Origin of the sequence: Stutzerimonas xanthomarina DSM 18231 (assembly GCF_900129835.1) — a bacterium.
GTDB classification, from domain to species: Bacteria; Pseudomonadota; Gammaproteobacteria; order Pseudomonadales; family Pseudomonadaceae; genus Stutzerimonas; species Stutzerimonas xanthomarina.
In genome coordinates this window covers 1-22,798 of record NZ_FQXA01000012.1, presented here as the reverse complement: position 1 = coordinate 22,798, position 22,798 = coordinate 1, and the positions used below count along the sequence as shown (strand labels likewise).

Below are 22,798 nucleotides of genomic sequence, written 5' to 3'. Positions count from 1 at the left end.
ATGTCTGTCTTTGCTGGTAGTCATAAACACGACCGTTTGCCTATCCCTTATGGTAAGGGGGAAACAATGTCCGGTGTTTCAGGGGGCTCGTTCACCAGCTCAGTTGATCTCTGTTTTAAAAGGATCCTGTCCAGGCAGGACAAGGGACTTCAACTCGTTTAAGTTTACTGCCTGACGAAGCCCTGCCTGACTGTATTTCGCCACACGGTTGCCCGTTGATAACCGCATTCTACACAAAGAATGTTAGTAAAAAGCTTGTCCCGATGTATTAACTGAAAGACTTCACTATTGTTCTTGGCAAGGAGGAAAAGTGGAACAAACATATTTCATTCGCCATAGCTCCGCGCTTGATGTGGATAAAGAAACATTGGAAGCGCTGTGGCTGGAGGATCGCGTTGCAATCCACTATCCCCATGATGAAAGCGGAACGTTTGAGCAAGGAGATTCTCAAAGCCTAAACCCCGATGACTATGCGGGACATGCGCAATTTGCACTAAAACGCTTGCTGAATTTGGCGCGAGACGGCGGATATATATTCGCCACTTACCGCGGGAGGTCAGGCGGAAAAGTCGGGTATATCCTCCCAGGATCACCGGTCGAACTTTTCTGGGGAAAATGGGGGAATAAAAATAACCGCAAAGGCCGGGCTGCCGCGCTGAAGTCACTTCGCATGAATCAAGTTCGAAATCTTGCTGCGGAAGAAGCAATTTCTTTGACAGCCGTTCAGCCACGGCAGGATACTTTTTGCCGGTGGCGCAAAGTCGGTAAGCGCGTTATTGCACTTGCTAAAGGTGCGCCCCCGAGTGAACTAGGTTGCTTAACCCCCGACCTTCAAGAGGTCATGTGCATGGAGTATCTCCGAACAGCAGAGGCCGGGGCCCGCGGTCTACCAGTCCTTCGACATACGCTGATGCCAGTCGGGCGAACAATGAAAGATATTGATATTCTGGGAATTTCGAACTCAGGACGAATTTTGTCCGCTCAGGTCACCTACAAGAGCTTCGATCCCAACGACCGAAAGCTTCGTAAGCTAGATGGATATCGCACGCAGGGGAATGAAACTATATATTTCTGCCGGTGTGATAAGCATGATGAGGTTAACGGACATATTATCTTTCCGCTGCAACAGGTATTCGAAGATTTCTGTGTGAAATCAGAAGCGGGAAAAGGATGGTTTGGGGCTGTTATGGGGGTTAGTCCGGGGGACGACTACACCTCCAAAACGAATGGTTTTTTGTCGCTGAATTGCGGCAATGCTAAGCATTCTGCTTGAAACCGCAGAATTACAGCTTAATTAACTGAATTCGAGTAGGATGCCGGAAAGCGTCGCTACGCTGTACTTTCCGGAACCAGTTAATGCGAACGTAAGCCTGCTCAAATAAGAGAGGGCTGTGAAGCGCGTTCGAGATATGGGCAAGAAGGTTGCAGTCTGTCACGAATATGAGTTTGCAGGGCTAAGTCATCACAGCTCGCGAACAAGACACCCATTGCGAGCGCGTGCACATGCTGAAAGAGAATGATACCGTTTCGGTCTTCAAAAACGCTACAGAGTACAAGGGAACCGTCATCGGCGCAGAAGGAGATGAATTCTGGTTGTTGGTTTCGGAGCTCAATCAAGTGCAGCGAGGGCACGTCTCCAATCTGTATCAACTTTCCGAAGGGAAGAAGTTCCTTTCTGCGGCCGAATGGATTGCGGATGTGGAAACGCTGTTCGACGAACGAGGGGGATTCAGTTCCGATATATTCGTCGCTTTTCAAAACCCGGAGCCGATAATCAAGATTTTAAAGATTTATCGTCTTCTACGCATCCCTAGCAATGGCCCAGCCTAACCATCCATCGAGAGGGCCGTGCCCCCTCATTTTGAAGGTTAAGCTCTGACCGCTTCTGGCCGCTAGCGGCCGCTAATCTTTGGTTGAACATCCAGGCTCACCATCCAAACCACCATTGCCCCCCCTCTTCCTCCCGATGCTAGAGTGCTTGCTTCATACCCGCACAATCCAAATCACCTAGCGAGGCCCCCATGCTCAACCATGTAATGGTCGGTTCGAATGATATTGAACGGTCGAAGCGCTTCTACGATGCCGTGCTCGGCGTACTTGGCGCAGGCGAGCCGCTGCGCAATGTGGCGCCGTCCGGGCACACCCGTCTGTTCTATCGCCACGACGGCAGCCTGTTCGGTGTCACCGAGCCCATCAACGGTGAGGAAGCGACTGTCGGCAACGGCGGCACGATTGGCTTCAAGTGCAGCTCGGCCGAGCAGGTCAAGGCGTTTCACGATGTAGGCGTCGCCCATGGCGGCACCACCTGTGAGGAGCCGCCGGGACTGCGCGAAACCAGCCTCGGCGCGTTGCACCTCAGCTATGTGCGCGACCCTGACGGCAATAAGCTGTGCGCCATCTACCGCCCGCAGTAATCTCCCCCTCTCTCAATGCCGCACGCCCCATGTGCGGCGTTGAAAGCTGAACGTCATGTGCCGTAGATCACTGCGGCGCATAACGTTTCACGAGACGGCTGCGATTCCCTCCGCGCGCCATCTCCCCTGCCATCATCAAGGTTTGACGACCATCCCCACGCCACGCCCGCGCGGGTCTGACCCGGTCTGCAGGCGCGTGCCGTCGACGCGTATCGCCTGGATATCTCCCATCAGCCAGCCCTGATCCTCGAGCGTGTAGCCCATGGCTTTCAGCTCGTCGGCAACCTTGCCGGTGACGGGGGCGTGGGCGTCGTAGTAGATGGTGTCCTTCGGCAACAGCTGGTGGTGCACGCGCTGTGCGGCCACGGCTTTTTCCAGCGGCATGTCGAAGTCGTAGACGTTGTTCAGCACCTGGAAGATCGAGGTAAAGATGCGCGAACCGCCCGGTGTACCGAGTACCAGGCTGACCTTGCCGTCGCTCGTGACGATGCTCGGGCTCATGGAGGACAGCATGCGCTTGCCTGGCTCGATGGCATTGGCGTCGCTACCGACCACACCGAACGCATTGGCGACGCCCGGCTTGGACGCCGCCCTTCCAGCGTCGCCGTACGCAACACAATGGCGGTAACCACTCCGGGTGTAACGGTGAGCAGAGAGGCGGCTGCGATAAAGGCGAGCATCAGCGGAAGGTCGATCATGAGTCAGTCATTCAAATAGTCGAAGGCAAGGGATCGATCATATACCGAGGTCCCGGAGGCGTGCCGCGGCTCGGTGATACACCCGACTGGCCGCCGTCAGATATCGCCACGGCGAATCACCCGTTGCATGAGGCTGGTTCGGTTGACTACCAGTTCGCCACTGACATCCGCACCGCGATAGACCATGGATGTCTCGTGGTGCACGTAGTCGCCATGGCGCTGCGCGCTCAGCCAGTTGAACGAGCCTACACACAAGAGTTCGTCGTCGGCCATGACGATCTTGCTGTGCACTTTATGGACGATGCGTACCTCGACGCTGTGCGATCTGAGCGCGGCGATCGCGTCCCTGAATTCAGCTACGCGTTGCGGATTGCCTTCGGGTCGGCTGCGCTCGATGCCGGTGTTGAAACGCAAGTCGGTATACACAGTGACCTGAACGCCGCGCTGCACGGCCTGGCTTAGCCGCTCCAGCGCACCGCTTTCCTGCATCCATCGAGCAATGAGCCAGGGCGTGACGATCTGTACCTGATGACGAGCCGTTTCCAGCGTCTGCTTCAGAAAGCCGTCGTGCTCCGCAACGTCATGCAGGTGGATCAGACCGGTCCGTGGCGTCTGCAAATCCTGCCTGGCCTGCTGCTCGAAAATCAGCTCGCTCGCAGGATCAGCGAACAGAAACTGAGCCAGCAGCCCACGCGGTTTGCTGACGGGTTGCAGGCTGAACAAATCCATGTCGCCGAATACCAGAAAGCTGTCCTTGGCGCGCGATACCGCTACGTTGAGCATGCTGTCCTTGCGGTCGATGAACTGGCCGTCGGCATGCTTGGAGTAGACCGAGGAAAAGATCACAACCGGCCGCTCGGCCCCCTGGAAGGAATGGACGGTACCTACCGTCATTTCTCCATCCCCCTTGCCGGTGCCGATGCCCAACGCCGCACATGCCTGGGTGATCGCTTGCGTCTGCGCGCCGAACGGTGTGATCACGCCAACGATTTCCCAGAGTTCCTTTCCATAGCGTTCTGTCAGATCGGCTTCGTTGGCCTTGAGCCACGCGGCGATCGTCTGCGCCTCCAGCAGGTTATGGCGACTGCCGCCGTGGCTTTGCTGGCAAATTCCGTCGATGTGCAGATAGCCAAGCCCCGGCAGACCGCCATCCGGCTTCGAGCCCCGGCGCGGTTGCAGCTTGCCCTTGTAGCAAAGGGCATTGCAGTACTCGATGATCGAGTCGTAGCAGCGACGGTGCTCGTAGAGGTACATGCCGCGCGCGAGATCGGGATCGTAGTGATAGCGGCTGGTCGCCTGGGCAATTGCCATGACGCTGCCATTGGCGGCACTGCGGCCGCCCTCACAGAAGGCGGCATAATCGTCATCGACGTTGTCACGCGCCAGCAAACCCGCGCCAATCAGGTTGCCGATATCGACCGCTGTCGGGATCGACCATATCGGCTCGATCTGCTGGGTATCGCCTATCACCAGCGCCTGCCGAGCAAGCGCGAACGACGGTGCAGCCACCTCGGGCAAGACCTGCCCGGCCTCATCGACGATCAGCAGGTCGATGAAGTCGAGTGCATAGGCCTCGACGAAGCCATTGCCGTCATGCCGCTTGCAACGCAGCTCCTTTGGCAGCATGAAGAAGGTGGCAACCAGGCAGGGTGTGAGCTTCATCCAGCGCCGCCAGTTCTGCTCCAGCGTCTTGCGACCCGTCTTGTTACGGCTTTTGAGAATCTCCGACAGGTTCTCGGCGACCTCCATCAGCCAGCGCCCTTCCCAGTAATGAGTGGTCAGCAGGAATATCTCGAAGCGCAAAGAGGTGTCCGCCCAGCTGTCGCAATCGTTGAGGGTAACTTCGGTGGCGGGCTTGTCCGCGGGGATCGCCAATACGGCGACCACGTTCTGCCAGTTCGCCAGCTGGCGCTGTTCGGCCTGCAGCAGTCCCTGCGCCTGCTGCAATTGCGCTTCGGCGGTCTTCTGTGCCTTGCTGGCTTGCGCTATAGCGACGGTCAACCTGGCCTCGATTTCCCCCACACTGGCAGCACTTTGCAGGTCGGCAGCGGTTTCATTGAACTGCAGTTTCGCCAGACGCAGCCGTTTGCCGGCAACCGGGCCAAACCAGCCGAACAGGGTGTAGAGCAGCGGTTCATGGGCGAGGTAATGCTTGAAGCGCGTCAGCAGCGCTTGGGCATCAGCAAGTTGTTGGTCGCAGGCGTGCAGCTGTTTTTGGAGCTGCGCGATGGCGGCCTGAGGGTCATCGCCCAGCAAGGTCTGGATCGCATGGCGTGCCTCGACCAACCTGGTCCAGGCCTGCTCGATATTCGCGAGCTGTTGCTGGTGGCCGCGTATCGCATCGCGCAGGCGCTCGACCGTGTTCGCAACGCTCGGGCTCTGCATGTCTGGAAAGGCTTCGGCGGCGTGCGCGAGATACGCCTGCTGGGCCTTGTCCAGGTAGTCCTGCGACTCGATCTCGGTGAAAAAGCTCCGAGTCTGGTAAGTGCGGGACATCTCCGCTTCCGCCGACGCCTTGGGAAAGTAGGCGCCAAAGCTCCTGATATCCGGCAACCAGCGGCCCGCGAACGGACCGCTGCCTGTCGCGAAATCCTTGCCGAAGGCGGTGATGATGTTGGTCACGGCCTGGTTGTTGGTGGAGCTGGCAACGATCACCGGCGGCTCCCCACCCGCCACAGCGGCCTTGGCCCAAAGCGACGCGACGACCGAAAGCAGCAACGTGGTTTTGCCGGTACCGGGCGGTCCGTTGACGGCGAGGATATCGCTGGATCGCCCATTTAGCAGATGGGTCAGACTGTCCCGCTGGGCAGGCGCCAGGGCGTATTCGTCGCCCGCATGAGCGAGTCGTTCGGCAAACAGTCCATTGGCCGGGAGGCACGGTTCGTCAGGGCTGCGCTCGCGCTGGGCGAAGCGCTCGAACAGTGGCACCGCGGGCCGGGTATCACGCAGATGGTCATAGAGCGCGACGATATTGCGGCTGAAGCCCTCGACCTTCTCCTCCTTGAACAGATAGCCAAAGTCGGCCAACTCGAAGCCATCCGCTTTACCGTCCCACCCGTTGCTGACTTCGCGGAACATCTTCATGCAGAACTGCAGATATTCACGCCAGTTCTCCTGATGCTGTTCGTCGCTCAGAGCTTCGGCATCTACAGGCGGGTCGAACCGTTTGACATCCTCGCCGGACAGAAACGCATCCAGGTCGGCCTGCGCGCCAATGGCGAAGTTGTCGCGGTCCAGCGGTTCGAGAATGTCGCGCGGCATCATGGTTTGCCCATTCGGATGCAGCCGACCATCGCGACTCACCGAAACCTGGCAGATAACCGGAGTGATAATCGCGGGCAGCCCATTGCGAACCCGGCCATGCTCGCGGCGGGCCTGGTAAACCCATGGGCGCAGCGTGATTTCGACAAGCGGGGTGTCGTCAGGCTCGCTTGCGAATAGCTGACTGACCAGACCTTCCGGCAGGCAACCCGAGGCGAGGGGATCGGCCAGTACGGCGAGGAGCTTTTCAGCCTGATTGAGGGACAAGGCGCCATTGCCGTTTTCGGCATCGGCCAGCGAGTTTCGCCAGTAGCTGGCGAGCTTGAAAGCGTAGTCGTTCATCGTCGGAGTCAACACGGCCTCTGATGCAACATGAAGTGGAGGATATGAAAAGCAGGTTCGAGCGTAGCGACTCAAGCCGCGTAAGGCCAATCAGAAGCAAGGCCACCAAGGCCTCTAGCATAAGGGTTAGCGCGTATAAGGCGGTGCTCGGCGCGACTCACGCAGTGGTCGGCGGTAGCTTGAGTGGTTGAAAAAAACTCACATCGGTGCCGGCTGTAACCGGCTGACCACGCTGAAGCGGTTTGCCAGGGCCGATCCAACGGCACCTGTAGCCGCTCTGAAGTAGACGTATGAAGGCTTCCCGGCATACCAGCAACGAGCCCGGCTAGCGGGGAGCGTGCCTCACCTAACGCGAAATCGCGCTGCGCACGCGGGTCTGGGTCGCGAGCAGCAAACCGGCAAAAATCAGTCCGCCGCCAATCCAGTGGAACAGCTGCAAGCCTTCTCCCAAGAGCAGCCAGCCGAGAATCGCAGTGAAAACCGGCATCAGATAAGTCGCCATTGCCGCTTTGGCTGCGCCAACGGTTTTGACGCCGTGGTTCCAGGACAGATACGCGATCAGCGAGGCGAAGACCGCCGTGTAGGCGATTACGCTGAGGTTGGTCAGGCTCGGTGTAAAGCCCCCGACATGACTGAGCTCATACAAGTAGAACGGCAGAATCAGCGGCGTACCGATTGCCATCAGCACGCCTAACAGCGTCAGGGGCGGAACCTGGAGAAAGCTGCTCCAGCGACGCAGCGACAGGGTGTACAGCGCCCACACCAGAACCGCCACGAGCATGATGAGGTCGCCAGTCTTGAAGGCCAGATTGGCGAAGGCATCCCAGCTACCGCGGCTGATCAAGTAGACCAAGCCACCGGCAGCGATGGTCATCCCAAACCAGGCGCGACGAGCCGGCCATTCACCCAGGAGCAAGCCGCCGCCAATAAAAGTAAACAACGGTAGACAGGTGTTGACCAGGGTGAGGTTGATGGCTTCGGTGCTTTGCGCAGCGGAGTACAGCAGCGAGTTGTAACTGCTGATGCCCAATGCCGCGACTACCGGCAGGCGCCAGCCGGCGGCACGCAGCGTGGCGCGATGCGTCCAGATGGAGCGTGCCACGAATGGCAGCAGTAGGCAGGTGGCCAGCGTCCACCGCCAGAACGACAGGGTCAGGGGCGGGATAGCATCATGAAACGCGCGCGCCACCAGAGCATTGCCGCTCCAGCAGAGCACAGCAAGCAGCAGGCCAGCCATGGCCCAGCCATTTCGGTTGGCCATCAGAGCGGCCGATATGGGCGTACACGATATTGCGGTGGCAATTGGTCGAGGCTATTGATGGTGACGTTGAGGTCTTTCCAGATGCCATCCTTGATGCCGTAGATGCAGCCATGCACCGACAGCGGCTGGCCACGATGCCAGGCGTTCTGGACGATGCTGGTATGGCTCACGTTGGCGACCTGCTGAATCACGTTCAGCTCGCACAGGCGGTCGACCTGCGCCTCCTCGGTGGGAAAGGTCGAGATATGTTCACGGTGCTCGTAATACAAGTCGCGAATGGTGCGCAGCCAGCCGTCGATCAGTCCCAGCTGGTCGTCGCGCATCGAGGCTCGCACGCCGCCGCAACCATAGTGGCCCGTAACCAGGATGTGCTTGACCTTGAGTACATCGACCGCGAACTGAATGACCGACAGACAGTTGAGATCGGTGTGCAGCACGACGTTGGCGACGTTGCGGTGAACGAACAGGTCGCCCGGCAGCATGCCGACGATCTCGTTGGCCGGCACCCGCGCATCAGAGCAACCGATCCAGAGATACTCAGGCGTCTGTTGTTTGGCCAGTTTGGCGAAGAACGTCGGGTCTTCTTCGAGAATTGCTTTAGCCCAGCGCGCGTTGTTCTCAATCAGCTGTTGAAGATCGTTACTCATCGATTGCCTTCCATTTCGGGATTCAGATTATGAACCGGTCCGCATTATGACAAAGGACGTGCGGCGGCGCGTCACACAGCTCAGACCAGAAACAGCGGGTTGGAGGGCACTTCCGCGCGCGGCCGGGAGGAAAACGCTCGCAGGTCGCGCAGAAAATTGTCGCGCCAGGCATCCAGGTCTGCGGCGCGTATCGCCCGCATCATGTGCTCGTAGCGATCTTTGCGCTCGGTCAGCGACATGCGCATCGCGCGGTCCAGCGCCTCAGCCATGCCGATGCAATCGTAGGGGTTGATGATCAGTGCCGAGGTCAACTCGCGGGCGGCCCCGGCGAAGCGTGACAGCACCAGCACGCCGGGGTCTTCCGGGTCCTGGGACGCGACGAATTCCTTAGCGACCAGGTTCATGCCGTCGCGCAGCGGTGTAACGAAACCGATGTCGGCTTGGCGAAACAGGCCCATCAAGGCGCGGCGGTCGTGGCTTTTGTTGAGGTAGTGCAGCGGCGTCCAGTCCAGATCAGACAGCCAGCCGTTGATGTGCCCGGCCTGGCTTTCCAATTGCTGCCTGATCGCTTGATAGGTCTTTACATCCGACCGTGACGTAGGGGCGATTTGGATAAATTCGACTGCACGTCGGTGCTCCGGGTAGCGCTCCAGGAATGCCTGGTACGCCATGAACCGCTCCACAAGCCCCTTTGAGTAATCCAGTCGATCGACGCTGATGATCTTCTTGCGGCTCACGTCGGTGGTACGCCGCATGGGCTTGGTACGGCCTTTGTAGGATTCGGCCAGATCCTGGATCTCATCTGGCACCACGCCGATGGGATAGACCCCGGCGCGGAAGTTTTGCCCGTACGCCGTCAGGCTGCCGTCCGACTCGAGGATGCCGCGCACCTCGCGTGTCATGTAATCCTGGAATGCGAGCCGATCGGTCTCGGTCTGGAAGCCGATGAGGTCATAGAAGCACAGCGTCTTGAGCAGCTCGTTGTGCGGCGGAATGACGGTGAGGATTTCCGGTGGCGGGAACGGAATGTGGAGAAAGAAGCCAATGCGGTTGCGGATGCCCAGTTGGCGGCAGGCTTCGGCGAAAGGAATCAGGTGGTAGTCATGGATCCAGATGATGTCGTCGGGCTTGAGAAGAGGCTTGAGCTTTTCCGCCAGCATCGCGTTGACCCGTCTGTAGCCCTCGTACTCCTGCCGGTTGTAGCGAGCCAGGTCGATACGGTAATGGAAGATCGGCCAGAGCGTGGCGTTGGAAAACCCGCGGTAATACTGGTCATAGTCCTGCTTGGTCAGGCCCATGGTGACGTAGGTGATATTGCCGACGGTCTCGGTGCTGGTCTGTGGGGTGCTGCTGACATCGCCGCTCCAGCCAAACCAGATACCACCGGCCTGGCGCAACGCGTCATACACACCCACCGCAAGTCCGCCAGCAGCGACCTTCCCCGCCTTGATCGGCGCTACGCGGTTGGAAACCACTACTAGTCGGCTCATGGTAGTTCTCGCTTCAATCTGATTTTATTGGATGTTCCTGCGGCTCGAGCAGCGTGCTCTGCAACCGGTCCAGCCAGGCGGCAACAGCGTCTACCGACTCCAGCCGTTGTGTCGCTTCGGTCGCTCCACTGCCCACCTTGATCGAGACCCCGCCCAGCTCGTTGACCACCTTGAAGCCCGCTTCGTCAGTCAAATCGTCGCCAATGAAGACGGGCGTCCGCCCGGCAAATGGCGCCTCTTGCATGAAGGTACGGATGACTTCGCCTTTGCTGGCGCCGCGAGGCTTGAGTTCGAATACGCACTTGCCAGGCTGAAGCGCCAGCACCTCACCAAAACGGGAGACGAAATCTTCGGCCACGTGACGCGCCGTCTCTTCCAGTTCAGGGGCCAGGCGGAAATGCAGGGCAAAGGCGACGCCTTTGTTCTCCAGCGACAGGCCTGGATGCTCGGCACAGGCCTGCGCCAACTCACGCTGGATGGCGTCGAGCACTTCGTGATCGAGGGCAAGGTTTTGCAGCTCCCCGGCTGCGGTACGACGTTCGGCGCCGTGCACACCGGCTGCCGGCAGTTGCAGAGGCGTGAGCAGCGCATCGAGCTGACTGATTGGCCGGCCTGACACGACTGCAACCGGAACGCCGTTGGCGCTCAGATGATCCAGCGCGGCCAGCGAACGAGGCGGGATGAAAACGAGTTCTGGACGCGGCTGGATATCAGCGAGCGTGCCATCGACATCGAAGAAAAAAGCGCAGCTCCCAGCCTCTAGCTCGGGTTGATCATCTTGTTTAATCATGTAGCTGGGACCCCCGATCAACGGTGGTGGTTCGCGTTTTTTATCGCGGCGGCCGCCTCTGACTCAATAAGCACAGCCACTGCAGCTTGGTTCATAAAGCCAGAACCGGCCAGCGGCCGGCCTGAATCTTCACATCGTCACCGGGTCACAACCTGCAAGACCAGAGTCCTAGCAGGAGGTTGTCATGAACGATTCCAAGCCATACACCCCAACGGAAATCGATACTACCGAGGACCGCATGGGCTCCATCGAACAGCTCGATTTCGATCAGCATCGGGACGACCCTAAAGGCCGCATCGGCGATGAAGTACCTGCCGAAGATATCAACGACGAGTTTCCGCCGGAGCGGGTGGCCGAAGCCGGGATGACGACGGGCGAAGTGCCTGGCGGCCAGACCACGATGGACGACATGGCGCCGGAAACGCTGATTCCGGACGATGGCTCTCGCTCGCCACACGAGCGCGGTCATGGCGGGCCGGCTGATCAGGATCTGAGCGAGGTATCGGAACATCGCATCGGTGCCGATGTAGACCTGGACGAAGCCGAAGCGGGCCGCGCCGATCCACTGGACGGCAAACCGTGGGACGGGCCGGCAGACGGTGACGAGGACACCGGTCTTGGCGGCGGCGATGCCGTGCTGCATGAAAATGATGACGTGATGGACGACGACGAACTCGGCGGTGACGCCCCGCTGGATTCTGGCCGGGACAAGGCACCGGGGCAGTAGTCCCGGAGAGCTACTGGCTGCCAGATGCAATAGATGCTTGGCGACAAAAGAAGGCCCGACTCTTTCGAGTCGGGCCTTCTTGCGTCAGACCTTCGCGACTCAGTCGATCAGCGTACAGGCCATCACCAGCGCATCCTCCCGCCCTTCGGCAGACGGATAGTAACCACGGCGACGTCCAACCTCATTGAAGCCGTAACGCTCATACAGGCGGTAAGCTGAGGTATTGCTCGCGCGCACTTCCAGAAAACATTCACGCCCTCCGCGCTCATGAGCGCGTTGCATCAGATGCTCCAGCAGTCGCAAGCCAAGCCCGTGTCCCTGGCTCTGTGGCTTGACGGTGATGTTGAGCAGATGGGCTTCGTCGAGGATGACGTTGATCACGCCATGGCCAACCTGCTGCTCGCCCTCGAACATCACCCAGCACTCATAGGCGGTGAGTGCGTCGGTGAAGATGCCGCGGGTCCAGGGATGGCTGAACGCCGCGTATTCGATTTGTAGCACGGTTTCGATATCCGCCGCGGTCATCGGACGGAAGCTCACTGCATCACTCATGAACACTACTCGTGGACTCACCCAAACCAATCACCCAGCGCGGCATGCTGCGGCGCATGGCTTTCCACAGCTGCGCCTTGCTGCCGGGCTGCTCCATCAACTGTTCCAGCCCCGGTATGGTCAACGCAACGCCCAGGCCTTCAATGGTCAACTCGCGGTAGCAGGCATCGGCCTCGACTTCGCCCGCGAACCGCAGCGCGGGTGAACCAATGAGCCAGAGGCACGCACACCCCATATCCTCCAGCTCGGCGGCGACCACGCCCTGCACATAGTCGCGCGCGGCCTCGGCACCTTGATCGAGGCTGCCGCGATGGAGCAGCGGCCAGCGGATCGGCTCGCCATCGCCGACCTGCTGCGGCTTATCGGGCAGTCTGGCGGCGCGCAAAAGGTCCTTCAGCAGGATATAAGCAGGGTCCCGGCTCTGGAACGACTCGCCCGTGGGCAGCTCGACCAGTAGTAACACATTGCCCGCACGTAGTAGCTGCAAGGCAAAGCGAGGGGGCGCCGCTTTCTGCTCGGCGGCGACCGTTTTGGGCTCGCGGGTCTTAACCGCTGGCTTTTTCGGCTCGGGTAGGGCAACGCGAGGCATGACCGAGCGAACCGCATCTGCAGCCGGGCTCGTCGAAGCAACTGGCGTAGGCGCTACCGGCTCGGGCTCCGAGCGTGTCGGCTGTGGCACTAACCGAGGCTCGATGGCTGGCGTAGGCTCGGCTTCCGGCTCGAAGAAATGCAGCAGTTCCGGCCGAGAAGGCGCGGCAAAGGGCAGCTCGGTGCGCGGTAACCAGGTGGTGATCTGCATGGCGCCGAGGAAGGCCCGGCGCCGGCTTTCGCTAATCAAATCCCGGCCACCTGTGGATGTGCCTTGGCCCCAAGCTGCATCAGGTTCAGCGCGTTCAGGTAGGCCTTGGCCGAGGCGACGACGATATCGGTGTCGGCACCGTTGCCGTTGACAATGCGTCCGCCCTTCTCCAGCCGCACCGTGACCTCGCCTTGCGAGTCGGTACCCTTGGTGATGGCGTTGACCGAATACAGCTGCAGCGTAGCGCCCGAATTGGCCACCGATTCGATGGCTTTGAAGGTCGCGTCGACCGGTCCCGAGCCCTGCCCCGAAGCCGCCTGCTCACTGCCGTCGACGCTCAGTACAAGCTTGGCATCCGGCACTTCGCCGGTCTTGCTTGCCACCTCCAGGGTGACCAGCTTGAAATGCTCCTGCACGTCCTCGGCGAGCGTGTCGGACACCAGCGCCTGCAAGTCCTCGTCGAAGATCTCGTGCTTCTTGTCCGCCAGCTCCTTGAAACGGGCAAAAGCCGCGTTCAGCTCGCCCTCACCCGGCAGAACAATGCCCAGCTCCTCAAGCCGCGAACGGAACGCAGCGCGCCCCGAGTGCTTGCCCATGACCATCTTGTTGGCATTCCAGCCAACCGACTGGGCGGACATGATTTCGTAGGTTTCGCGGTGCTTGAGCACGCCGTCCTGATGGATGCCGGATTCATGGGCAAAGGCGTTGGCGCCGACGATGGCCTTGTTCGGCTGCACCGGAAAGCCGGTGATACCGGAGACCAGACGCGAGGCGCTGAGGATGTGCTCAGTCTCGATCCGGGTGTGCACGTCGAGCAGATCCTGGCGGGTCTTGATCGCCATGACGATCTCTTCCAGCGCGGCGTTGCCAGCACGCTCGCCGAGGCCGTTGATGGTGCACTCGACCTGCCGAGCACCGGCAACTACAGCGGCCAGTGAGTTGGCGACTGCCAGACCCAGGTCGTTGTGGCAGTGAACGGAGAAAACGGCCTTATCCGCGTTGGGAATGCGCTCAAGCAGCTGACGGATGGTCTCGGCGTACTGATGCGGAATCGCATAGCCGACGGTGTCCGGGATGTTGATGGTGCGCGCACCGGCGTCGATGGCGGCCTCGATGATGCGGCAGAGGAAGTCGATCTCGGAGCGGCCGGCATCCTCGCAGGAGAATTCCACGTCGGCACACAGGCTGCGCGCCTTCTTCACCGCACGCACTGCCTGCTCGACCACCTGGTCCGGCTGCATGCGCAGCTTGTACTGCATGTGGATCGGGCTGGTGGCGATGAAGGTGTGGATGCGCCCGGAGTTGGCGCCGGCCAGTGCTTCGGCGGCACGCTCGATGTCGGCATCGACGGCGCGCGCCAGGCTGCACACGGTGCTGTCCTTGATATGGTCGGCCACCGCTTTGACGGCGGCGAAATCGCCCGGACTGGCGATAGCGAAGCCCGCCTCGATCACGTCCACCTTCAGCCGCTCCAGCGCCCGGGCGATGCGCAGCTTTTCCTCACCGGTCATGGACGCGCCGGGGCTCTGCTCGCCGTCGCGCAGGGTGGTGTCGAAGATGATGACGCGATCATTGCTGCTCATAGGAAATCCTCACGGCTGCCGAGCGCCTCTCAGGGGGCGCTGTCGTCCGCGGATTGTCGCGTGAAATGGACGGGGCGGGAAGGCGCAGCTGGATTCAAGGGTGGATGTCGCTTTTTACATCCACCGCTGCGCCGCGGGCAAAGTAAAAAGGCCCCGCTGCCAAAGCAGCGGGGCCTTTCGTTCTTGCGTGCAATTTTTTGCTGGCTTACTGGTTCCAGGCACGGTCGCCGTGCTCATCCTTGATGCGAGTCGGCAGCCCCATCACATCGAGCAGCTTGAGGAACGGCTGGGCCGGTAGCTCTTCGACGTTGACCATGCGCTGCGCATCCCACTCGCCGCGTGCTACCAGCAGCGCGGCGGCTACCGGCGGCACGCCAGCCGTGTAGGAAATGCCCTGGCTGTCCGTCTCGGCATAGGCTTCTTCATGATCGGCCACGTTGTAGATGAACAGCTCGCGCGGCTGGCCGTCCTTGGTGCCCTTGATCAGATCGCCGATGCAGGTCTTGCCGGTGTAGCCAGGCGCCAGCGAAGCGGGATCAGGCAGCACGGCTTTAACCACCTTGAGCGGCACTATTTCCTGGCCTTCTGCTGTGCGTACCGGCTGCTCCGAAAGCAGGCCGAGTTTGTTCAGCACAGTGAAGACATTGATGTAATGGTCACCGAAACTCATCCAGAAGCGGACGTTCGGTACGTCGAGGTGCTTGGAGAGCGAATGCACCTCGTCATGGCCGGTCAGGTAGAGGCTCTGCTCGCCCACGACTGGCAGGTTGTCGGTGCGTTTGACCTCGAACATGCGGTTGGTCGTCCACTGGCTGTTCTGCCAGCTGTAGACCTGACCGGTGAATTCGCGGAAGTTGATTTCCGGGTCGAAGTTGGTCGCAAAATACTTGCCGTGCGAACCGGCGTTGACGTCCAGAATATCGATCGACTCGATCTTGTCGAAGTATTCCTGCTGCGCCAGGGCGGCGTATGCATTGACCACGCCCGGGTCGAAGCCGGCGCCCAGAATGGCGGTGACGCCCTTTTCCTGACACTCGGCCAGGTGTTTCCACTCGTAGTTGCCATACCACGGCGGCGTTTCACAAATCTTGTTCGGCTCTTCATGGATAGCCGTGTCGAGATACGCGGCGCCGGTATCGATGCAGGCACGCAGTACGGCCATGTTCAGGAAGGCTGAGCCCACATTGATGACGATCTGCGATTCGGTTTCGCGGATCATCGCCTTGGTCGCTTCTACGTCCAGGGCGTCCAGCACGTAGGCCTTGATCTCACCGGGCTGTTTCAATCCGCCCTTGGCCTGCACGCTGTCGATGATGGCCTGGCATTTGGAGATGCTGCGCGACGCGATAGCAATACGACCGAGTTCGTCGTTGTGCTGCGCGCACTTATGGGCCACCACCTTGGCGACACCTCCTGCACCAATGATAAGAACGTTTTTCTTCAATTGTTTTGTCACTCCTTAAGCCGCTGCCTCAGGAAAGGCTGGACAGATAATCGTCAAAGTTGAATTCGCGAACCACCTCGACGCTGCCGTCGAGCTGCTTTACAACGATGGACGGCATTTTCAGGCCGTTGAACCAGTTTTTCTTGACCATTGTGTAACCCGCTGCGTCGATAAACGACAGCCGATCGCCGATGGCCAACGGACGATCGAATTGGTACTCGCCGAAGATATCGCCAGCCAGACAGGATTTTCCGCACACCATGTAGCTGTGCTCGCCGTCGCTGGGCGCCATCTTGGCGTTGAGGCGGTAGATCAGCAGATCGAGCATGTGCGCCTCGATCGAGCTGTCAACGACCGCGAGATTCTTGCCGTTGTACAGGGTGTCGAGCACTGTCACTTCAAGCGAGGAACTGAGGGTGATCGCCGCCTCGCCCGGCTCCAGGTAGACCTGCACGCCATACTTTTCGGAGAAGGCCTTCAGGCGAGCGCAGAAGGCATCGAGTGGGTAGCCCTCCCCGGTGAAGTGGATTCCGCCGCCGAGGCTGACCCATTCAACTTGCTCGAGCAGATGGCCAAAGCGCTCTTCGATGGTACTCAGCATCTTGTCGAACAGCTCGAAGCTGCCGTTCTCACAGTTGTTGTGGAACATGAAGCCGGAGATCTTGCCCATGACTGCGGCGATTTTCTCCGGGTCCCACTCGCCGAGACGGCTGAACGGGCGCGCCGGATCGGCGAGCAGATAGTCGGAGCTGCTGACCTGAGGGTTCACGCGCAATCCACGGATGGTGCCTTCAGTGGCGGCCTCGAAACGATCGAGCTGCCCGATGGAATTGAAGATGATCTTGTCGCAGTTGGCGACCATCTCTTCAATTTCATCATCGGCCCAGGCCACGCTGTACGCGTGGGCTTCTCCTGCAAACTTCTGCCGACCAAGCTTGAGCTCATAGAGTGACGACGACGTAGTACCGTCCATGTACTGCTGCATCAGGTCGAAAACCGACCAGGTGGCGAAGCACTTGAGCGCCAGCAGCGCCTTGGCGCCGGACTGCTCGCGTACATAGGCAATCTTTTCGAGATTGCCCAGCAGTTTCTGTTTATCGATGAGGTAATACGGCGTCTTGATCATGTGTGCGTGCCCCGCGAAGGTCGCCGACAGGAAGCCGGCCGCTTCCCGTTTGGAAAAAAGGGCGAATTGTGCCGATAACTGGCGCATACCGAAATAGCATTTCGACACTTCGTCGACTTTCATGATGTTCGGTCGTGACCAAATCGGTGAACGGCAGCGATGCGCCGCACGCTACCTGTGATAGATGACGTCCCGGTGAACGGTCCTGTTTGCTGATCTAAATGCCGATCAGGACGCATCCGATCATCTCCGCCTGCCATCAATCCTGGCGGTGATGCAGTACAATTTGCGCCTTTTTCATGGTTGGATTGGCGCCTCGATGATCGAACCCAAGCGCGTATTGCGCGCCCTCGCCGAACACTGGACATTGCTCGAGCCGCTGTGCGAGCGCTTCGACGCTGGCACCCTGAGCCTGATCGAACTGCGTCATCAGCTCGCCGCGCAACTGCCGGAAGGAACGCCCACCGACATCACTGCCCTGCTTGATCAGTGGATTCGCCTGGACATATTGGTCCCGGTGGCGAAGAGCCCGAACCGCTTCGAGCTGAACGCGCAGATTCACGATTTCCTCGCCTACCTGCGCCGCGAGCACCGACTTGGCCTGTGCCTGGAAATCGAAGCGTACCTGCGCCATCTCGAACGCCTGGCCGGCCACATCCAGGACGCGTTCGAGATCCGCGACGGTCAGGACCTCGCGCGCCAGTTGCGCCTGCTCGACATGCGCGTACGTGACGTGCTGAAAAAGCTCGCCAACGACGAACAGGCGCTTATCGGTGTCGCCGATCGGGCCAAGACCAGCGACCGACAGATCCCCTTGCGTCAGCGTTACGCCGAGGTCCTCGCCACCTGGGACGAATACGTTGAGCCAATGATTCAGCTGGTCGCGGCTGACGGCGCCTTCGAACAGGGTGTTTACCGCGTCGAGCAGGTGCTGATGAAGCTGCTCGGCGAGCAACAGCGGCTTGGCCAGCTGGTTGACGACGATCTGTTGCTGCGCACTCATGCGCGAATTCTGGAAATGCAGAGCACTGCACAACTGACCCTGCGTCATGCTCGGGAACTGTTGCTGCCCTTGCGCGAGGAGGCTCGTCGGCATAACGCCGTAACCCGCGGCGCCGCGTTGGCGCTGTCGGCGATCCGCAAGAAAGGGCTCGACGCCGTTCCGCAGGCCTCGCTGCCCCTGTTCACCCGGCCGCAGAGCACCTTCCTCGGCTCAGCCAGTCAGGTCGAAGCCTACGTCTACGCCTTGGCCCGCTTCGAGCCAAAACCGGCGCAGTTCCCACGCGCTGGCAGCCAGCGCAAGACCGACGCACCGCGTTCTCCACTAACGGCGCGTGAAATGCTCGAGCGCTGCGAACAAGCGCTGCCACTGCCGGACCTGATGCAGTGGCTGCTGGAGCAGGAGCCGGATGGCGCGACCGATGAGCTGCTCTACTGGTTCTCACGGCTGTCCCGCGATGCGCGCTTTCAACGCGACCGCCTGGAGCGACGCGAGTACCTGACGCGCGAGCATCAGGTCAGCCTCAGCTCATTCGCGCTGTTAGCTAATGCCAATGGTTGAGCCTTGTGCCGCACGGTCAAGCTGCCGCCCGTCCCGACCTATCCACTTTCGTGAAATGCGCTTCGCGGTTTCACACGATGATTGCCTGAGTTACGTATGAACATCGATCTGAAAGAAATGACCCAGCTGGCGCCGATCTTCCGCGAGCTGTTCAAGGGCTATCACCTGTCGCGCAGCGAGCCCGAGTGCTACGCCCAGCTATCCAACATGCAGGACCAGTACCGCGCGCTGTTCAAGGCGCTCGGCTTCGAACTGGTCTGCGACCCGCGCGGTTTCTACTATTTCGTTCCCGAGCAGATGGGCGCGCAGGTCAACAAGACCGCTCAGCGCCTGGCGCTGTTCACCTTCATCCTCGTCGAGCACCTGGCCGACCAGGGCCGCGACCCGCTGGCCGTGCTCGACGGCGGCAGCCTGGGTCGCGATGAACTGCCGGCGCTGCTGGACAAGTATCGCGACCTGTTTCTGCAGGCCGAAGTCACCACCCAGGAAGAACTGGAAGAGAAGATCATCCGCCGCCTGACCCAGCTGGGCTTCGCCGAAGACAGCAACGGCGTCTACCGCTTCCTGCCGCCGATGCATCGCTTCCTCGATGTCTGCCTGTCGGTGCAGCAGGACCGGGATCTGGCCGCCAGCCTGCACAGCAGCGACCTGCCGCTGCCAGCGCCTCAGCTAATCGCCGACGAGGAAGAAGACGAGATTATCCTGCTCGAACGTGACCCGGACGAAACCGATGACGATGCCCTTGCGCGTGCCATCGCAGAAGAAAAGGAGCTTGAAGCATGAGCCAGGAACGCTACGGCATCCGCCGCTTCGCTTTGCTAAACACTGCAGGCTACAGCCTCGGCATGTTTCCGCTGGAAACGCCGTTGTCTGTATACGGCGCCAATAACCTCGGCAAATCCGCATCGATCAACGCGCTGCAGTTTCCGATTCTGGCGCGCATGTCGGACATGAGCTTCGGCAAGTACAGCCTGGAGCAGTCGCGCAAGTTCTACTTCGCCAGCGACACCAGCTACATCCTCGTCGAAGTCGCCCTGCCCCACGGCCCTCACGTGATCGGCGTTGCCGGCCGCGGTCCGGGTGGCGGCTTCGGCCACCAGTTCTTTGTCTACCAAGGCTCGCTGGACCTCGATCACTACCAGCAGAACGGCACCTGCCTACGCCAGCGTGAATTGTTCGCCAACCTGGAACGCGCCGGCATCAAGGCTTACGAGGCCAAGCCGGATGAGCTTCGCCGTCTACTGGTTGGCGGGCATACCGCGATCCCGCTGGACATGACCCTGATCCCTTTGCGCTCAACCAGCGAACAGAGCCTGAAGACCTTCCGCGCGCTGTTCATCAACCTGTTACACATGCGCGAGATCACCGCAGCCAAGCTCAAGCAACTTTTCCTCGACGCCTTCGAGCACAGCCTGCGCTCCGGCAGCGTCGACTACATCGCCGCCACCGAAGAAGCCTTCCGCGACGTGCGCCGGATGGAGCAGGATTATCAGGCACTAGTTGCGGCCGGTCCGCTGGTCGAGGCCCTGGCTGCGGGCGTGGCCCAGCGTGAACTGCTGCGCGGCAAGCTGCATCGCCTGTCCCCTTTGCTCGACTCGCTGCTGGGCACCTGGCAGGACTACGCCGGCGCACGCAAGGAAGAACTGGTCATCCAGGCTGAGCACTATCGCCGCGAGCAGGACGGTTTACAGAACGAGCAGCGTGGCGGCACCGCCGAACTGATGCGCCTGGAACGTGAGATCAGCGAAATTCAACGCTGGCTGGGCGAGCTTTCCTCGCTGAAGAACCGCTTTGCGCTGGTCGATGATGCTCATGTGCTCGGGCAGCAATTGCTCGCGGCCAAGGACGCCCATGACGAATTGGCCGGCGCGCTATCGCAGTCGCGCCAGTTCTCCAGTGATGACCTCGACGAGCGCCTGCGCGACCTTGAAAAGCGGCTCAAGTCGGTCCGGCAGCAACTGGACCACGCGGACAACAACAGCTATTCGCGCCTGCGCGAGGAATTCTCGCAAGCGGATGTCGATCGCCTAATGCGACTGTTCAACGGGCAGCTATTCAGCCTGCCGCTAGGTGACAAAGGAATCGCTGTAGATGATGGCGAAACCTGGGTCAAATCGCTCGAGGCGGTGCTTGACGGCTTCAAGGGCGAGCGTTTCGAGGTGCCTGGTCTATCCATCGACCTATCTCATATCGAACCACCCGCCTTGCAGGCGTTGGCCGATCGCGCCGCGCTGCGTGACCAGAAGGATCGGTTGGAGCGCGAGCTTAAACAACTCAAGGCTCAGCATTCGGTTGTGGTCGACCGTACTGCGAGCAAAGCGCAGGCCGAGCAGCTTTATCAGCAGGTGCTGGACGCCCAGAAGGCGCTAGAGGATTTCCGTCGTTGCCAGACGCTCTCAGCCGAAGAAGATAGCAAGCTCGAGCAGCTGGCCCAGGCGGAGGCGGCGCAGGACGAACTCAAGCGGACCAGCGATGCGTTTACCGAGCGGGTACAACACCTCTCGGCGAAGCTGCAGCTGGTTGGCCGGCAGTTGGCTGATCTCGAAGCCAAGGAACGCACGCTGGAAGACGCATTACGTCGCCGCCAATTGCTTCCAGCCGATCTGCCCTGCGGCACGCCATTCATGGACCCGGTGGATGACTCGCTGGACAACCTCCAGCCGCTCCTCAACGACTACCAAGACAGCTGGCAGGCATTGCAGCGCGTCGATGGCCAGATCGAAGCGCTCTACGCACAGGTACGCCTCAAGGGCGTGGCCAAGTTCGATAGCGAAGAAGATCCCGAGCGGCGGTTGCAGCTGCTGGTGAATGCCTACGCGCATCGCCAGGACGAAGCCCTGACGCTCGCCAAGGCACGTCGCGCGGCAGTCACCGATATCGCGCGCACTTTGCGCAACATCCGCAGCGACTACGACAGCCTCGAGCATCAGTTGGCGTTGTTCAACCGCGAGATCAACAAGCGCCAGGTTTCCAACCTTGAGAGCTTCCGTATCGTCCTGGCCCCCAACAAAGATGCGCTGAAGCATATCGATCAGATCATCCATAGCGCTGGGCAATACGAGCAGGGCGAGACGCTCTCCGTATTCGACCTGCAGCAAAGCAGCGAACAGGACAGCAAGAACGAGGAGGCCAAGGAGTACCTGGCACGCCTGGTTGCGGCCAATAACAACCAGCTGGGCTTAAAGGACCTGTTCGAACTCGCCTTCGAAATCACCAAGGTTGGCGGCCAACCGGTTATTCACACCGACATCGACGGTGCAGCATCAAACGGCACGACGATGACCATCAAGGCGCTGACCAACATGTATCTGTTGCTGCACCTGATGGATCGTGAACAGGCTAGCCGTATACGTCTGCCCTACTATCTGGACGAAGCGGCCGATATCGACGAGCGTAACCAGCAAGCATTGATCGAAACAAGCTTACAGCTTGGCTTCGTGCCGATCCTGGCCTCGGTTAAACCACAGGTCTCAGCGCACGTAGCTATCGACTTGGAAGGCGGCAGCGGCCCGAGCGGAATTTATATCGACGAGGCAGACTGGAAGTTCATCAAGCGTCGTGAGCAAACCGAGCCTGTCTGTTTGGCCACCAGGCAAAACAGAACAGCTGAAATCACCGAGCCCGCGGACTGATGCTCAGGGCGCGTGCTCAGCCTCATTCAGACTGAGCACTACTGTTACCTCCCATCTACAGTTCAGTAGTGGCGGGGTGCCCAAGTTGTTAACGGTCATGTTGAGCGGCCCTAAATGGCCAGCCCCTCGCGGAATAGCTGTCAGCCGGGCGCGGCTGACGAAATCCAGGCCCAAGGCTTCCGTTGAAAAGAGAGCAGGTCTTTCCAGCGCGGCGGCTCGACGGCCGCTCAGAAGGTTAACGGCCAATATTTGCTGCTGCGGCTCTGCACGCCAGGAGTGCGCGCGGTTGTTGTCGATGCCTATCAGGTTTCATGCGCCCAAAGACAAACCCCCGATCCTCTTACGAAGATCGGGGGTTTGGTGTAGAAGCTTGACGATGACCTACTCTCACATGGGGAAACCCCACACTACCATCGGCGATGCGTCGTTTCACTACTGAGTTCGGGATGGGATCAGGTGGTTCCAACGCTC

The 22,798-nt window shown here is 60.1% G+C and carries 17 protein-coding genes, 1 rRNA gene and 2 pseudogenes; 7 read left to right on the top strand and 13 right to left on the bottom strand.

Annotated elements, in window-relative coordinates; genetic code table 11:
* Positions 1–310: 310 nt before the first annotated feature.
* The 3 genes from BUE09_RS19840 (at position 311) to BUE09_RS19830 (ending at position 2,414) form a co-directional block, all read left to right on the top strand.
* Positions 311–1,273, top strand: coding sequence for a hypothetical protein (locus BUE09_RS19840; RefSeq protein WP_073303891.1), 963 nt, complete (start codon positions 311–313; stop codon positions 1,271–1,273).
* 230 nt (positions 1,274–1,503) lie between these two features.
* Positions 1,504–1,830 carry an RNA-binding protein gene (locus BUE09_RS19835; RefSeq protein WP_073303888.1) on the top strand — a complete coding sequence of 109 codons (327 nt, stop codon included), beginning with the start codon at positions 1,504–1,506 and terminating at the stop codon, positions 1,828–1,830.
* A gap of 191 nt (positions 1,831–2,021) precedes the next feature.
* Positions 2,022–2,414 carry a VOC family protein gene (locus BUE09_RS19830; RefSeq protein WP_073303885.1) on the top strand — a complete coding sequence of 131 codons (393 nt, stop codon included), beginning with the start codon at positions 2,022–2,024 and terminating at the stop codon, positions 2,412–2,414.
* Positions 2,415–2,549: 135 nt separating this feature from the next.
* Here BUE09_RS19830 and BUE09_RS19825 read toward each other — a convergent pair.
* From BUE09_RS19825 to otsB, 7 genes and pseudogenes are all read right to left on the bottom strand, one after another.
* Positions 2,550–3,002: pseudogene (locus BUE09_RS19825) on the bottom strand (gamma-glutamyltransferase); the annotation flags it as partial.
* Positions 2,999–3,112: pseudogene (locus BUE09_RS20725) on the bottom strand (LysE family translocator); the annotation flags it as partial. The pseudogenes BUE09_RS19825 and BUE09_RS20725, both read right to left, overlap by 4 nt.
* 96 nt (positions 3,113–3,208) lie before the next feature.
* Positions 3,209–6,715 carry an AAA domain-containing protein gene (locus BUE09_RS19815; protein WP_073303882.1) on the bottom strand — a complete coding sequence of 1,169 codons (3,507 nt, stop codon included), beginning with the start codon at positions 6,713–6,715 and terminating at the stop codon, positions 3,209–3,211.
* Between the two features lie 346 nt (positions 6,716–7,061).
* Positions 7,062–7,976: a DMT family transporter gene (locus tag BUE09_RS19810; RefSeq protein ID WP_073303879.1), complete on the bottom strand. Its 915-nt coding sequence runs from the start codon at positions 7,974–7,976 to the stop codon at positions 7,062–7,064.
* A complete protein-coding gene (can, locus tag BUE09_RS19805; RefSeq protein WP_073303876.1) occupies positions 7,976–8,623 on the bottom strand; it encodes a carbonate dehydratase in 648 nt (215 codons plus the stop codon). Before can ends, BUE09_RS19810 begins: the two co-directional genes overlap by 1 nt.
* 80 nt (positions 8,624–8,703) lie before the next feature.
* Complete coding sequence (gene otsA, locus BUE09_RS19800) at positions 8,704–10,113, bottom strand: alpha,alpha-trehalose-phosphate synthase (UDP-forming) (RefSeq protein ID WP_073303873.1); 1,410 nt, start codon at positions 10,111–10,113, stop codon at positions 8,704–8,706.
* Between the two features lie 13 nt (positions 10,114–10,126).
* Complete coding sequence (gene otsB, locus BUE09_RS19795) at positions 10,127–10,903, bottom strand: trehalose-phosphatase (RefSeq protein ID WP_073303870.1); 777 nt, start codon at positions 10,901–10,903, stop codon at positions 10,127–10,129.
* 184 nt (positions 10,904–11,087) lie between these two features.
* Here otsB and BUE09_RS19790 point away from each other — a divergent pair, with 184 nt between their 5' ends.
* Positions 11,088–11,630 carry a hypothetical protein gene (locus BUE09_RS19790; protein ID WP_073303867.1) on the top strand — a complete coding sequence of 181 codons (543 nt, stop codon included), beginning with the start codon at positions 11,088–11,090 and terminating at the stop codon, positions 11,628–11,630.
* 99 nt (positions 11,631–11,729) lie between these two features.
* Here the strand turns inward: BUE09_RS19790 and rimI are convergent, their stop codons facing one another.
* The 5 genes from rimI to BUE09_RS19765 form a co-directional block, all read right to left on the bottom strand.
* Positions 11,730–12,182, bottom strand: coding sequence for a ribosomal protein S18-alanine N-acetyltransferase (gene rimI / locus BUE09_RS19785; RefSeq protein WP_073303863.1), 453 nt, complete (start codon positions 12,180–12,182; stop codon positions 11,730–11,732).
* Entirely contained in the window at positions 12,175–13,020 is an 846-nt protein-coding gene (locus BUE09_RS19780) for an energy transducer TonB (protein WP_073303859.1), read from the bottom strand. Before BUE09_RS19780 ends, rimI begins: the two co-directional genes overlap by 8 nt.
* Entirely contained in the window at positions 13,017–14,564 is a 1,548-nt protein-coding gene (locus tag BUE09_RS19775) for a 2-isopropylmalate synthase (protein ID WP_073303856.1), read from the bottom strand. Before BUE09_RS19775 ends, BUE09_RS19780 begins: the two co-directional genes overlap by 4 nt.
* A 205-nt stretch (positions 14,565–14,769) precedes the next feature.
* Entirely contained in the window at positions 14,770–16,008 is a 1,239-nt protein-coding gene (locus BUE09_RS19770) for a saccharopine dehydrogenase family protein (protein WP_073303853.1), read from the bottom strand.
* 28 nt (positions 16,009–16,036) lie between these two features.
* Entirely contained in the window at positions 16,037–17,134 is a 1,098-nt protein-coding gene (locus BUE09_RS19765; RefSeq protein WP_073303894.1) for a carboxynorspermidine decarboxylase, read from the bottom strand.
* Between the two features lie 274 nt (positions 17,135–17,408).
* On the opposite strand from BUE09_RS19765, the gene mksB reads away from it, so the two are divergent.
* The 3 genes from mksB (at position 17,409) to mksF (ending at position 22,327) form a co-directional block, all read left to right on the top strand.
* The gene (gene mksB / locus BUE09_RS19760) at positions 17,409–18,695 is read left to right on the top strand and encodes an Mks condensin complex protein MksB (protein ID WP_073303849.1); all 1,287 of its coding nucleotides are present in this window, start codon (positions 17,409–17,411) and stop codon (positions 18,693–18,695) included.
* A gap of 96 nt (positions 18,696–18,791) precedes the next feature.
* On the top strand, positions 18,792–19,478 hold the full coding sequence (mksE, locus tag BUE09_RS19755; RefSeq protein ID WP_073303845.1) for an Mks condensin complex protein MksE: 687 nt from the start codon (positions 18,792–18,794) through the stop codon (positions 19,476–19,478).
* Positions 19,475–22,327, top strand: a complete 2,853-nt coding sequence (gene mksF / locus BUE09_RS19750) for an Mks condensin complex protein MksF (RefSeq protein ID WP_073303842.1) — start codon at positions 19,475–19,477, stop codon at positions 22,325–22,327. Before mksE ends, mksF begins: the two co-directional genes overlap by 4 nt.
* A 368-nt stretch (positions 22,328–22,695) precedes the next feature.
* Here mksF and rrf read toward each other — a convergent pair.
* Positions 22,696–22,798, bottom strand: a 5S ribosomal RNA gene (gene rrf, locus BUE09_RS19745); the annotation flags it as partial.

Coding starts and splice junctions, on each gene's coding strand:
- mksB (WP_073303849.1), top strand. CDS start 17,409: ATGCAGTACAATTTGCGCCTTTTTCATGGTTGGATTGGCGCCTCGATG.
- BUE09_RS19790 (WP_073303867.1), top strand. CDS start 11,088: ATGAACGATTCCAAGCCATACACCCCAACGGAAATCGATACTACCGAG.
- BUE09_RS19775 (WP_073303856.1), bottom strand. CDS start 14,564: ATGAGCAGCAATGATCGCGTCATCATCTTCGACACCACCCTGCGCGAC.
- rimI (WP_073303863.1), bottom strand. CDS start 12,182: ATGAGTGATGCAGTGAGCTTCCGTCCGATGACCGCGGCGGATATCGAA.
- mksF (WP_073303842.1), top strand. CDS start 19,475: ATGAGCCAGGAACGCTACGGCATCCGCCGCTTCGCTTTGCTAAACACT.
- BUE09_RS19830 (WP_073303885.1), top strand. CDS start 2,022: ATGCTCAACCATGTAATGGTCGGTTCGAATGATATTGAACGGTCGAAG.
- BUE09_RS19765 (WP_073303894.1), bottom strand. CDS start 17,134: ATGATCAAGACGCCGTATTACCTCATCGATAAACAGAAACTGCTGGGC.
- otsB (WP_073303870.1), bottom strand. CDS start 10,903: ATGATTAAACAAGATGATCAACCCGAGCTAGAGGCTGGGAGCTGCGCT.
- can (WP_073303876.1), bottom strand. CDS start 8,623: ATGAGTAACGATCTTCAACAGCTGATTGAGAACAACGCGCGCTGGGCT.
- otsA (WP_073303873.1), bottom strand. CDS start 10,113: ATGAGCCGACTAGTAGTGGTTTCCAACCGCGTAGCGCCGATCAAGGCG.
- BUE09_RS19815 (WP_073303882.1), bottom strand. CDS start 6,715: ATGAACGACTACGCTTTCAAGCTCGCCAGCTACTGGCGAAACTCGCTG.
- mksE (WP_073303845.1), top strand. CDS start 18,792: ATGAACATCGATCTGAAAGAAATGACCCAGCTGGCGCCGATCTTCCGC.
- BUE09_RS19835 (WP_073303888.1), top strand. CDS start 1,504: ATGCTGAAAGAGAATGATACCGTTTCGGTCTTCAAAAACGCTACAGAG.
- BUE09_RS19810 (WP_073303879.1), bottom strand. CDS start 7,976: ATGGCCAACCGAAATGGCTGGGCCATGGCTGGCCTGCTGCTTGCTGTG.